General features: G+C 69.9%; 12 protein-coding genes. 10 read left to right on the forward strand and 2 right to left on the reverse strand.

The features are described 5' to 3' along the window. Positions 1-5 precede the first annotated feature (5 nt). Positions 6-665 (forward strand): GntR family transcriptional regulator, encoded by a 660-nt coding sequence (locus ACFY5A_RS13415; RefSeq protein WP_341942303.1) that lies wholly within the window; start codon positions 6-8, stop codon positions 663-665. A 4-nt stretch (positions 666-669) separates the two neighbouring features. Here the strand turns inward: ACFY5A_RS13415 and ACFY5A_RS13420 are convergent, their stop codons facing one another. Continuing rightward, entirely contained in the window at positions 670-1,581 is a 912-nt protein-coding gene (locus ACFY5A_RS13420; RefSeq protein WP_341942302.1) for a hypothetical protein, read from the reverse strand. Between the two features lie 88 nt (positions 1,582-1,669). On the opposite strand from ACFY5A_RS13420, the gene ACFY5A_RS13425 reads away from it, so the two are divergent. The 3 genes from ACFY5A_RS13425 to serA all read left to right on the forward strand — a co-directional run bounded on the left by ACFY5A_RS13425 (position 1,670) and on the right by serA (position 4,220). Then, positions 1,670-2,149 (forward strand): hypothetical protein, encoded by a 480-nt coding sequence (locus ACFY5A_RS13425; protein ID WP_105673287.1) that lies wholly within the window; start codon positions 1,670-1,672, stop codon positions 2,147-2,149. Further along, the gene (locus ACFY5A_RS13430; protein WP_223586527.1) at positions 2,146-2,493 is read left to right on the forward strand and encodes a hypothetical protein; all 348 of its coding nucleotides are present in this window, start codon (positions 2,146-2,148) and stop codon (positions 2,491-2,493) included. Before ACFY5A_RS13425 ends, ACFY5A_RS13430 begins: the two co-directional genes overlap by 4 nt. Before the next feature lie 122 nt (positions 2,494-2,615). Continuing rightward, the gene (gene serA, locus ACFY5A_RS13435) at positions 2,616-4,220 is read left to right on the forward strand and encodes a phosphoglycerate dehydrogenase (protein WP_341942301.1); all 1,605 of its coding nucleotides are present in this window, start codon (positions 2,616-2,618) and stop codon (positions 4,218-4,220) included. A gap of 114 nt (positions 4,221-4,334) precedes the next feature. Here the strand turns inward: serA and ACFY5A_RS13440 are convergent, their stop codons facing one another. Next, complete coding sequence (locus ACFY5A_RS13440; RefSeq protein WP_341942300.1) at positions 4,335-4,880, reverse strand: helix-turn-helix domain-containing protein; 546 nt, start codon at positions 4,878-4,880, stop codon at positions 4,335-4,337. A 64-nt stretch (positions 4,881-4,944) separates the two neighbouring features. On the opposite strand from ACFY5A_RS13440, the gene ACFY5A_RS13445 reads away from it, so the two are divergent. The 6 genes from ACFY5A_RS13445 (at position 4,945) to ACFY5A_RS13470 (ending at position 11,663) form a co-directional block, all read left to right on the forward strand. Then, positions 4,945-6,492: an MFS transporter gene (locus ACFY5A_RS13445; RefSeq protein ID WP_387234721.1), complete on the forward strand. Its 1,548-nt coding sequence runs from the start codon at positions 4,945-4,947 to the stop codon at positions 6,490-6,492. A gap of 64 nt (positions 6,493-6,556) precedes the next feature. Then, complete coding sequence (locus tag ACFY5A_RS13450) at positions 6,557-7,600, forward strand: 3-isopropylmalate dehydrogenase (protein WP_341942299.1); 1,044 nt, start codon at positions 6,557-6,559, stop codon at positions 7,598-7,600. 61 nt (positions 7,601-7,661) lie between these two features. Beyond that, the gene (locus ACFY5A_RS13455) at positions 7,662-8,762 is read left to right on the forward strand and encodes a branched-chain amino acid aminotransferase (protein WP_387234725.1); all 1,101 of its coding nucleotides are present in this window, start codon (positions 7,662-7,664) and stop codon (positions 8,760-8,762) included. 119 nt (positions 8,763-8,881) lie between these two features. Next, positions 8,882-9,649: a fumarylacetoacetate hydrolase family protein gene (locus tag ACFY5A_RS13460; RefSeq protein ID WP_341942298.1), complete on the forward strand. Its 768-nt coding sequence runs from the start codon at positions 8,882-8,884 to the stop codon at positions 9,647-9,649. Then, positions 9,646-10,902 carry an MFS transporter gene (locus ACFY5A_RS13465; protein ID WP_341942297.1) on the forward strand — a complete coding sequence of 419 codons (1,257 nt, stop codon included), beginning with the start codon at positions 9,646-9,648 and terminating at the stop codon, positions 10,900-10,902. The genes ACFY5A_RS13460 and ACFY5A_RS13465 overlap by 4 nt, the downstream gene beginning before the upstream one ends. Continuing rightward, a complete protein-coding gene (locus ACFY5A_RS13470; RefSeq protein WP_341942296.1) occupies positions 10,899-11,663 on the forward strand; it encodes a class I SAM-dependent methyltransferase in 765 nt (254 codons plus the stop codon). Before ACFY5A_RS13465 ends, ACFY5A_RS13470 begins: the two co-directional genes overlap by 4 nt. Positions 11,664-11,714: the final 51 nt, after the last annotated feature.

An 11,714-nucleotide genomic window follows, 5' to 3' on the forward strand; every position in this document is an offset into this window, starting at 1 on the left:
GCCGCATGACGACGACGGATGCCGACCTCGGAGTGATCGGCGTAGTGGATGCCGTGACGGCGCGACTGCGCTCCCGCATCCTCAGCGGAGACATCCGCTCGGGGGCGCCGCTCACCGAGGCCGCGGTGTCGATGGCCTACGGGGTCGCGCGTCCGAGCGCGAAGGCGGCGATCGAGCAGCTCGTGGCCTCCGGCCTCCTCGCCAGGACCGCTCATCGCAGCGCCCGGGTCGTCGGCATCGACCCGGAGACCGTGCGCGACGTCTACCGCACCAGGGCGAGGGTGGAGAGCGCCGCCCTTCGGGAGCTCGCTCTCTCCCGGACGGTCCCCGCGTCTGCGGTCGCCGCGAACGAGGAGATCGCGGCGATGCCGCCGGGGCCGGACGCCGCGACCGTCGATCCCGATCTGCGATTCCACACGGCGTTGATCGACGCGCTGGAGAGCGAACGCACCGCGCGCATGTACCGCAGCGTGATCGACGAGGTGCGGCTGTGCATGGCGCAGGTGCAGGGGAGGCAGCTGCTGGACGCCTCGGCGATCGCCGAGCAGCACGCGGGAATTCTCGACGCCCTCGCCGGGGGAGACGGCGAGCGGGCCGCCGAGCTGCTCCACGCCCATCTCTCCGCCGCGGAGCAGCGGCTCGTGGAGGCGCTCGGCGCCCGGTGAGCGCTCAGTTCGCGGGCGCGGCGTCCTCGATCTCGATGGGGGCGTCGGTCGGGTCTGCCCAGACCGGGGCCGGCAGCGGCGTGTCGACCTGGCCGGCCTGGATGGACCGCAGCGCCTCGGTGATCGCGTCGGCGTTGTCGGGCACGGCGAGGCCGCAGGTCTTCAGCTCGGAGGCGAACTTCAGGGTGAGGCGGATCTTGCCTGCCTCGATCGCCTGAGCGGTGGTGCCGGTGCGCTTCTCGCTGCCGGTCTGGATGTCGGAGACCTGGTCGCACACGTGGTACACCGAGCCGCCGTCGACCCACACGACCTCGTCCTTGCCGAGCAGCTGGATGACGGCCGACTGATCGGCCGTGTACTGCTCGACGGACGGCGGGTTGAAGTCGACGCCGATCACGGTCGCCAGGACAGCGAGCGCGATGCCCACGATGCCGGCGGTGGCCTTCTGGCCCTTGTTCATGTCCTTGTTCAGGAAGATGAGGATGATCAGCGGGAGGAAGGCGACGATCGCGATGATCGCGCCGAGCTGGTTCTGCACGAAGAAGCGGAGGGTCTCCGACTTGCGCGCGGGGTCGAGGCGGTTCGCCTTCTTCCAGAGGAGGGAACCGGTGATCGACAGCGCGGCGATGACGACGAGCATCACGAGGAGGGTGATGAAGGCCCACTGCGGGAACTGCGCGGTCACGCCAGGGTCGGAGAGGAGCCCCGTGTCGGGATCGCGGACGAGCACGCCGTCTTCGCCGACGTAGTCGCGCTGGCGCAGCAGCCAGAAGATCGCGACGGCCTCGCTCGCGATGGCGACGGCCCAGAGCACGGCGGCGATCCAGCGGAAGGTGGTCGCCTTGGACTTGGCTTCGGCCGTCGGCTTCCAGTTCGCCGCCGGTTCGACGGACTCGCCGCTCTTGCTCTCTGCCACGATCAACACCCTTTCCCCCTGCGCACCCGCGTGCACAGCCGATTTGCACCCCTGAGCCTAGTGGACGCGGTGTCCTACGCTGGAGGACATGAGCACCGATCCCGATGACGCCCTGACATGGGAGGGCGACGACGGCACGTCGCCGAAGGAACCCGCCCTGCCCGCGGGCTGGAACGCCGTCGGCAAGGGCAGCGACAGGGTCGTCGAGGAGGGTGGGGAGTCGGATGCCGCGGCATCCGACGATCCGACCGAGGCTGACGAGGCGCCCGCCGCACTGGGCACCGGGATGCTCCTCACCCTGGGAGTGGTCGGCGGGGTCTACCTGCTGTACACCGTGGGCTGGGTCGTCGGCGGGCTCCGTCTCAAGCCGCTGGCGAACCTGATCGTCGCCGACAGCATGTACGTGCCCTGGTTCGTGCTGGCCGTCGCGGCCCCCGCCCTGTGGTTCCTCGCGACGTGGGTGCTGACGCGCGGCAGGGCCGCGTGGATCCGCGTGCTCGTTCTCCTCCTGGGCGTGGTGCTCCTCGTGCCCTGGCCCTTCGTCACCGTGGGGGTGATCGGATCATGACCGCATCCACGACGACGCCCTCGATCTCGGCGGGTTCTCCGCGGTGGATCGTCTGGCTGGTCATCGGTCTCAGCGGCCTCTTCTACGCCTATGCGGTGTGGAACGCCGTGGCGCACCTGGTGTCCATGGCGCAGAGCGGCCTGACGGCGACGGGGTGGGCGACGCTGCTCTTCGGGGTCGTGTTCCCTGCCCTCGTCTTCGTGTTCGCCCTCGTGATCGGCCGTCGGCGCCGCGTGGGTGAGCTCAGCCTCGTGCTGCTCGCCGGTCTGGGCGTCGTGGCGGTGTTCTGGCTGAGCCTGCTCGGCTACAGCATCCTCAACATGTCTCAGCTGGTGGCTGCCTGATCCTGCCGTCACACGGCACGGGGCAGCGATCCTGCTCCGGTACAGTTGACGTGATCGCGCCCCCGATGGTGTGCGGCGCATCGGCCCTCTCCCGCATGTCGCGCTGCCCCGAAGGATCCACTGTGCCGAAGCCTGTTGTGCTCATCGCCGAAGAACTCTCTCCCGCCACGATCGAGGCTCTGGGCCCCGACTTCGACGTCCGCAGCGTCGACGGCACCGACCGCGAGGCACTTTTCGCCTCGCTCGCGGAGGCGGACGCCGTTCTCATCCGCTCGGCGACCCGCATCGACGAGGAGGCGCTGTCGCACGCACCGCAGCTCAAGGTGGTCGCCCGCGCGGGCGTCGGCCTCGACAACGTCGACATCAAGGCGGCGACGGCCGCTGGCGTGATGGTCGTCAACGCGCCGACGTCGAACATCGTCTCCGCCGCCGAGCTCACGATCGGCCACATCCTCAGCCTCGCCCGTCGCATCCCCGCGGCGCACGCCTCGCTCTCCGCGGGGCAGTGGAAGCGCAGCTCCTACACCGGCGCAGAGCTCTTCGAGAAGACGGTCGGCATCATCGGCCTCGGGCGCATCGGGGCTCTCGTCGCCGCGCGTCTCGCGGCCTTCGACATGCGCGTGGTCGCCTACGACCCCTATGTCACGTCGGCGCGCGCCCAGCAGCTGGGCGTGCAGCTCCTGTCGCTCGACGAGCTGATCGCCGAGTCCGACTTCATCACGATCCACATGCCCAAGACGCCCGAGACCACGGGCATGCTCAGCACCGAGCAGTTCCAGGCCATGAAGAAGACCGCCTACGTCGTCAACGTCGCCCGCGGCGGCCTGATCGACGAGGCGGCGCTCATCGAGGCGCTCAACGCCGGCGAGATCGCCGGCGCCGGACTCGACGTCTTCACCTCGGAGCCCCCGGCGGAGGGCAGCTCCGCGCGCGCCCTCACCGCGCTGCCGAACGTCGTCGTCACCCCACACCTCGGAGCCAGCACCGACGAGGCGCAGGAGAAGGCGGGCGTCTCGGTCGCCCGCTCGGTGCGCCTGGCCCTCGGCGGCGACCTCGTCCCCGACGCCGTGAACGTCGCCGGCGGCGTGATCGATCCCTATGTGCGCCCCGGCATCTCCCTGGTCGAGAAGCTCGGCCAGATCTTCTCGGCGCTCGCGACCTCGCCCCTCACCAGCCTCGACGTCGAGGTGCACGGCGAGCTGAACGACTACGACGTGAGCGTGCTGAAGCTCGCCGCGCTCAAGGGCGTCTTCACCAACATCGTCAGCGAGACCGTGTCGTACGTGAACGCTCCGCTGCTCGCCGACCAGCGCGGCATCGCGGTGCGCCTGCTGAAGGATGACGTCAGTGACGAGTACCGCAACGTCATCACGCTGCGCGGCGCGCTCTCCGATGGCACGCAGCTCTCGGTCTCCGGCACGCTGACCGGCCCGAAGCAGACGGAGAAGCTGGTCGGGATCAACGACCACGCGCTCGAGCTCCCGATCGAGAAGCACCACGTCGTGATGCTCTACACCGACCGACCCGGCATCGTCGCGGTCTACGGACAGAAGTTCGGCGAGGCCGGCATCAACATCGCCGGTATGCAGATCGGCCGCCTCGCGGCGGGCGACCAGGCGCTCAGCGTGCTGACCCTCGATTCGCCCGTGTCCGAGGAGCTCCTCGACGACGTCCGCACGGCGATCGACGCCGACCTGTTCCGTCAGATCGAGCTCACCGAGGTCTGACCAGGGCCCACGAGAGGCGGGGGAGGCGCGATGCCTCTCCCGCCTCTCGCGTGTGCGGATCGCTGACCCGGTGGTGCGGCGTCACCTGGAGAGGCGCATCGCGTCTCTGGGGGACTAGCGTGACGTGACGCTCAGCACGAGCGCGATCAGCTCGGCGAGCTCCTCGCTGCGCGGCACCAGGCGCTCGGGGCCGTGCACGTCGAGGGAGTTGTTGAAGTAGAGCCCGTCGCTGAGCAGCATGACGAGGTCGAGGCTCGCCCTGTCGCGGACGTGAGGGCGGATCGTGTCCTCCCAGCGGTGACGGGTGTGGCGCAGCATGTCCGCTGCCGCCGCGGATCCGCCCTGGGCCAGGCGGGTGGCGGCGATGAGAGCGCGGTCCAGCGCATCGTCCTCCATGACCGAGGTACGGACGTAGTAGGCCACCGGACCCTCCTCCGCCGCCGTCATACGCTCCAGATCGGCCGTCGTGAGCGCGTCGAGCCGCTCGAGGAGCCCTGCGGCGAGCTCTTCCTTCGAGCCGAAGTGGTAGAGCAGTCCACCCTTCGACACTCCTGCCGCCTTCGCGGTCGCATCGAGGGTCGCCGCCCGCTCTCCGTCGGCGATGAGGATCGACTCGAACGCGTCCAGGACGCGTTCTCGGGCGAGAGGAGGTCGGGGCATATCTGTTACTATACCATCTGGACGGTTCAGTAACTGAGCCGCAGAAGATCCTGAGAGGTGCCTCATGACGCGCACAGCGTCGATCCCCACTGTCGTCGACAACGCCGAGACCGATGCTCCCCGTGTAGGGGCGCGAGGCTGGGCCGCGCTCGTCGTGCTCATGCTGCCAGTGCTGCTGGTGTCGGTGGACAACACCGTGCTGAGCTTCGCGCTGCCCGAGATCTCGATGGCGCTCTCGCCGTCGGGCGCCGAGCAGCTGTGGATCATCGACGTCTACCCGCTCGTCCTCGCCGGACTCCTCGTCACGATGGGGACCATGGGCGACCGCTTCGGCCGCCGCAAACTCCTGCTCATCGGCGCGACCGGCTTCGCGGCCGTCTCGGCGCTGGCCGCCTTCGTCCCGACGGCGGGCCTGTTGATCGGTGCGCGCGCACTGCTCGGCTTCTTCGGCGCGATGCTGATGCCGTCGACGCTGTCGCTGCTGCGCTCCATCTTCCGCAATCGCGAGCAGCGCCGCATGGCCATCGCCGTCTGGGCGGCCGGTTTCTCGGCGGGCGCCGCACTCGGACCTATCGTCGGAGGCTTCCTCCTCGAGCACTTCGCCTGGGGTTCCGTGTTCCTCGTCGCGGTCCCGGTTCTGATCCCTCTGCTGATCCTCGCGCCGCTGCTGGTGCCGGAGAGCCGTGACCCGAATCCCGGTCGCATCGATCCCGTCAGCATCGTGCTGTCGATGGCCGCGATGATCCCGGTCGTCTACGCGATCAAGACGCTGGCCGTGGACGGCCCCTCGTGGAAGGCGGGTGCCTTTGCGGCGTTCGGCCTCCTCATGGGATACCTGTTCGTGCGTCGGCAGAACCGCGCCGAGATCCCGATGCTCGACATGGGTCTGTTCCGCCGCGGATCCTTCTCCGGGGCGATCATGGTGAACCTCCTGAGCGTCGTCGCCCTCGTCGGCTTCCTCTACTTCGTCTCCCAGCACGTGCAGCTCGTGCTCGGTCTCTCTCCGATGGAGGCCGGTTTCGCGCTGGTCCCCGGCATGGCGGCGATGATCATCGCCGGTCTCCTCGTCGTCCCGATCTCGAGACGGGTGCGTCCGCGGGTGCTGATCCCCGCCGCGCTGCTGTTCTCGGTGGCCGGGTACCTGCTGGTGGCGTTCACGACCTCCGATCACGGCGTCCTGCCGCTCGTCGTCGCCTTCATCGTGCTCGGCATCGGCATCGGCGCGGCCGAGACGATCTCGAACGAACTGATCCTGTCGAGCGCCCCCGCGGAGAAGGCGGGAGCCGCGAGCGCGGTCTCCGAGACCGCCTACGAGCTGGGTGCCGTGCTGGGCACGGCGATCCTCGGCGGCATCATCACCGCGTTCTACCGCGGAGCCCTCGTGCTCCCGGCCGGACTGCCGGAGGATGCGGCCGTCGCCGCCCGCGAGACCCTCGCCGGCGCCTACACCGCGGCCGCGAAACTGCCGGAGCAGCTCGGGGGCGCGCTGTGGGATGCCGCGGCGACGGCCTTCGGGTCGGGCGTCATGGTGACGTCGCTGATCGGTGCGGGCCTCGTCGTCGCGGCGGGTGCCATCGCCGCCGTCACACTGCGCACGACCCCGTCTCACTGACCAGTACGCTGGGGGGACCGGCATCCGTTCCGATGGGTGCCGGTTCCCTCATGCAAGGAGTGTCATGTCGCGTGTCGTGAAGCTGGCCGTCATCCCGGGTGACGGCATCGGACCCGAGGTCATCGCCGAGGCGGAGAAGGTCCTCGACGCCGTGACCGCCGCGAGCGATGTCACGTTCGACAAGACCCGGTTCTCGCTGGGAGCCGCGCGCTTCCTGGAGACCGGTGACACCCTGACCGACGACGACCTGTCGGCGATCGCCGCACACGACGCGATCCTCCTCGGCGCGGTCGGCGGCCAGCCCGGAGACCCGCGCCTCAAGGACGCGAACATCGAGCGGGGGCTGCTGCTGCGTCTGCGGTTCACTCTCGACCACTACGTCAACCTGCGTCCGTCGAAGCTCTTCACCGGCGCCCCCGGACCGCTCGCGAACCCCGGCGACATCGACTTCGTCGTCGTGCGAGAGGGCACCGAGGGGCCGTACGTCGGCAACGGGGGCGCGATCCGCACGGGCACTCCGCACGAGGTCGCCAACGAGACCAGCGTAAACACGGCGTTCGGCGTCGAGCGCGTCGTCCGCTACGCCTTCGAGCTCGCCGAGCGCCGTCGCAAGAAGGTCACGCTCGTCCACAAGACCAACGTCCTCGTGCACGCGGGTGCCATCTGGCAGCGGATCGTGAACGAGGTCGCCGCTTCGCACCCGGATGTGGCGGTCGACTATCTGCACGTCGACGCCGCGACGATCTTCCTGGTCACCGACCCGTCGCGGTTCGACGTGATCGTCACCGACAACCTGTTCGGCGACATCCTCACCGACCTCGCCGGCGCGGTCACCGGCGGCATCGGTCTCGCCGCGTCGGGCAACATCAACCCCGACGGCGCCTTCCCCTCGATGTTCGAGCCGGTGCACGGCTCCGCGCCCGACATCGCGGGCCAGCAGAAGGCCGACCCGACCGCGGCGATCCTGTCGATCGCGCTCCTGCTCGACCACCTCGGCCTGGCGGAGGAGTCGGCGAGGGTCAGCGCGGCCGTCGAGGCCGATATCGCGGCGCGCACCGGCGCCCGCAGCACGGCGGAGATCGGCTCCGCGATCGCCGCGCGCCTCTGAACGACAGGCGTAGGCTGAAGCAGCGCGATGATGCGCCCACCCACGAGGAACGGATGACGACATGACGACGATCGACACCGAGGCGACCGTGGCTCCGCTGGAGTTCGCGGTCACGAAGAACCTGAACGCGGCGACGCCGGCGAGGGTCGCCGAGGTCCTGGAGAACCCCGGCTTCGGCGTGGTGTTCACAGACCACATGGTCGACATCTGCTGGTCGGTGAACGGCGGCTGGCACCGCCCCCGGGTGCAGCCCTACGGCCCGATCCCGCTCGACCCCGCAGCCTCCGTGCTGCATTACGCGCAGGAGATCTTCGAGGGCATCAAGGCCTACCGTCACGCCGACGGGTCGATCCACACGTTCCGCCCCGATCGCAACGCAGCGCGCCTGCAGGCGAGCGCCCGTCGCCTGGCGCTGCCGGAGCTGCCGACCGAGTACTTCATCCAGTCGCTGCGCGAGATCATCGCCGTCGACGGCCGCTGGGTTCCGTCCGGCGCCGATCAGAGCCTGTACCTGCGCCCGTTCATGTTCGCCAAGGAGGCCTTCCTCGGTGTCCGCGCGGCGCAGAAGGTCGCCTACTACGTGATCGCGAGCCCCGCCGGGGCGTACTTCTCCGGTGGCGTGAAGCCGGTGCGCATCTGGCTGTCCGAGGACTACGCGCGTGCGGGCAAGGGCGGCACGGGCAAGGCGAAGACCGGCGGCAACTACGCATCGAGCCTGCTCGCGCAGAGCGAGGCGAGCGCGAAGGGCTGCGACCAGGTCGTGTTCCTGAACGAGAACCGCTACGTCGAGGAGCTCGGCGGCATGAACGTCGTGTTCGTCTTCAAGGACGGCCGCGTGGTCACGCCCGAGTCCGACAGCATCCTGGAGGGCATCACACGCGACTCGCTGCTGCAGCTCGCGGAGGACCGCGGCTACACCGTGGAGAAGCGGCCGATCTCGATCGACGAGTGGCGCCAGGGTGTCGCCTCCGGCGACATCGTCGAGGTCTTCGCCTGCGGCACCGCCGCGGTCGTCACGCCGATCGGCGCGCTGGTCGGAGAGGGGTTCGACGAGCCGCAGCCCCTGGGCGAGCTGGCGCTCTCCCTGCGCGAGGAGCTCACCGACATCCAGTACGGCCGCCGCGAGGACCGGCACGGCTGGCTGCTCCGTCTGGACGCCTGACGCCGCTCGCGCGCCGAGCGCGCCGCATCTCCGAGACCCCCGTCTGCCCCACTGGGCCGGCGGGGGTCTCGACGTCGGTCGGGGTCTCGAAGAGGAGCGCGGCTGGCTAGGCTGAACGGGTGAAGATCGCACGATTCAGCCACGACGACGCCATCATGTACGGGATCGTCGACGAGTCCGACCTGGTCGTGCTCGCCGGTGACCCCCTGTTCACGGGATACGAGACGACAGGCGCCCGCGTGCCGCTGGCGGATGCCGTGCTGCTGGCTCCCGTGATCCCGCGCTCGAAGGTGGTGTGCGTCGGCAAGAACTACCACGACCACGCCGCCGAGATGGGGGGAGTGGCGCCGGAGGAGCCGCTGCTTTTCCTGAAGCCGAACACGGCCGTGATCGGTCCGGGTGATGCGATCATCCGGCCCGCGCTGTCGCAGCAGACGGAGTACGAGGGCGAGCTCGCCGTCGTGATCGGCAGGGTCGCGAAGAACGTGAAGGCGGCGGACGCGCTGAACCACGTGCTCGGCTACACGATCGGCAACGATGTCACCGCGCGCGACCTCCAGCGCAAGGACGGCCAGTGGTCGCGCGCCAAGGGGTTCGACACGTTCTGCCCTCTGGGCCCCGTGATCGAGACCGACTTCGACCCGGCATCCGCCACCATCGAGACCCGTGTGAACGGCGAGGTGCGTCAGCATGCGCCGCTGACCGACATGATCCACTCCGTCCCCGCGATCATCGAGTACGCCTCCGCGGTGTTCACGCTGCTCCCCGGCGACGTGATCCTCACCGGGACTCCGGCCGGAGTCGGCGCCTTCGGGGCGGGCGACACGGTCGAGGTGGAGATCACCGGCCTCGGCATCCTGCGCAACTCCGTCCGCGACGCGCAGTGACCACCCTCACTCCCGAACGACAGGTCGAGGTCCAGCGCCGCACGGTCCTCGTCCTGTCGCTCGGGCAGGTGCTGGGTGGCATCGCGTTCGGCGCCACGGTCTCCCTCGGAGCGCTGCTCGCCGCAGACCTCTCCGGCAACGACGGCCTCTCCGGACTCGCCACCGCGTCGGTGACGCTCGGGCCCGCGCTGTGCTCGATCCCGCTCGCCCGCATGGCGGCACGGTTCGGGCGCCGTCGCGCGCTGACCCTCGGCAACGTGTTCGCGCTGATCGGCATCGCGATCGTCGTGCTGGCCGTCGCGCTGCGCATCTTCCCGCTGCTCCTGCTGGGCACACTGACGATCGGGGCAGGCAACGCGGGCAACCTCCAGTCGCGGTTCGCCGCGACCGACCTCGCGGCGCCGCAGCATCGCGGCCGTGACCTGTCGATCGTCGTGTGGTCCACCACGATCGGAGGAGTGGCTGGGCCGCTGCTGCTGGGGCCGGGCGAGGTGGTGGGGCACGCGCTCGGGATGCCGCCGCAGACGGGCTCGTACGCCTTCTCCTTCGTCGCCCAGTGCGCCGCGCTGATCCTGTACCTGGTGGCGCTGCGCCCCGATCCGCTGCTGGCTGCGCAGAAGCTCGCCACTGCGGCCGCCGCGGCTGCCGCGGGGGTCGTCAGGAAGGACAGCCCCGTCGTCGCGCGGTACGCGATCTTCGCGGTCGCGGGTTCTCACGTGGTGATGGCCTCGGTGATGGCGATGACGCCCGTACATCTCTCGCACATGGCGCACGCGATGCACGGCATGGACACCACGCCCGCCGACGTCTCCGCGCTCGTCGGTGTCACGATCGCTCTCCATGTGGGAGGCATGTACGCGCTGTCGCCTCTCTTCGGCATCCTCGCCGACCGCTGGGGTCGGCTGCGCGTCGTCCTGCTGGGGCAGGCGCTGCTGGCCGGAGCCCTCGGGTTCGCCGTCTTCGCGAACGATCAGGCGTGGGGCGTCATCGTCGCTCTGATCCTCCTCGGCCTCGGATGGAGCGCGGCGACCGTCGCTGGTGCGGCGCTGCTCACGGAGGCGAGCGCCCCCGAGCTGCGCACGCGTCGACAGGGCCGCAGCGACTCGCTCATGAGCCTGTCCGCCGCGGCGGGGGCGGTCCTCGCCGGGGTGATCCTGTCGAACTTCCAGTACGCGGGACTCGGGATCGCGGCATCCGTCATCGTGTTCGCGATCGTCGTGATGTCGCCGTTCGGCCGCTCCGGTTCGCGATGAAGGACTGGGCGGGCGTCGGGGAGGCCTACTCCGCCTCGTATGCGGCGCTCTGCGCCGGCACGCTGCCCGTCATGAGCGCGATGCTCGGACCGGCGGTCGGTCGCGACCTGGTCGATGTGGGGTCCGGTGACGGCACCCTGGCGGGCGCGTGGGCGGAGCAGGGCTGGAGTGTCACGGCCTGCGAGCCGGAGGAGACCATGCGGAACGCGTCGCTGCGCCGGCATCCGCACATCCGGACATTCGCGGGGCGATTGCCGTCTCTTCCGTTCGATGACGAGGACTTCGACGTCGCCGTCGCGAACTTCGTGCTCAACCACGTCGACTCGCCGCGCTCCGCCGCGGCCGAGCTGCGCAGGGTGAGTCGAGGCGCCGTCATCGCCTCGATCTGGACGCGGTCGCCCTCCTGGCTGTGGGCCGAGGTCACGGAGCGGGCCGGTGTCGTGCCTCTGGCCGGAGGGCGCCTGGCCCCGGAGGAGGAGTTCGAGCGCACGCCAGAGGGCTTCGAACGGATGCTGCGCGAGGCGGGCCTCGCTGCACTCGATGTGGCAGAGCACACCTGGATCTGGAAGGTCGATCCCGGCGCGCTGTGGACGTCGGTGGAGGGCGGTGTGGCGGGCGCCGGTGCGCTCTATGCCTCTCTCGGTGCCGCCGACAGGGAGCGCTTCCGCCACGCGTTCGACGCCGTGGTGGCCGAACGCGTCATCGATGACCAGCTGCCACTGGAGCACACCGCGGCGATCGCGGTGAGCGCGGCCCGCTGAGCCCACGGAGCAGACCGGGAGACGGCATCCGCTCCCGGTAGAATCGAGGGG

It is taken from the genome of Microbacterium sp. NPDC012755 (assembly GCF_042901325.1).
Taxonomy (GTDB): domain Bacteria; phylum Actinomycetota; class Actinomycetes; order Actinomycetales; family Microbacteriaceae; genus Microbacterium; species Microbacterium natoriense.

Coding starts and splice junctions, on each gene's coding strand:
- ACFY5A_RS13470 (WP_341942296.1), top strand. CDS start 10,899: ATGAAGGACTGGGCGGGCGTCGGGGAGGCCTACTCCGCCTCGTATGCG.
- ACFY5A_RS13450 (WP_341942299.1), top strand. CDS start 6,557: ATGTCGCGTGTCGTGAAGCTGGCCGTCATCCCGGGTGACGGCATCGGA.
- ACFY5A_RS13415 (WP_341942303.1), top strand. CDS start 6: ATGACGACGACGGATGCCGACCTCGGAGTGATCGGCGTAGTGGATGCC.
- ACFY5A_RS13430 (WP_223586527.1), top strand. CDS start 2,146: ATGACCGCATCCACGACGACGCCCTCGATCTCGGCGGGTTCTCCGCGG.
- ACFY5A_RS13445 (WP_387234721.1), top strand. CDS start 4,945: ATGACGCGCACAGCGTCGATCCCCACTGTCGTCGACAACGCCGAGACC.
- ACFY5A_RS13425 (WP_105673287.1), top strand. CDS start 1,670: ATGAGCACCGATCCCGATGACGCCCTGACATGGGAGGGCGACGACGGC.
- ACFY5A_RS13440 (WP_341942300.1), bottom strand. CDS start 4,880: ATGCCCCGACCTCCTCTCGCCCGAGAACGCGTCCTGGACGCGTTCGAG.
- ACFY5A_RS13455 (WP_387234725.1), top strand. CDS start 7,662: ATGACGACGATCGACACCGAGGCGACCGTGGCTCCGCTGGAGTTCGCG.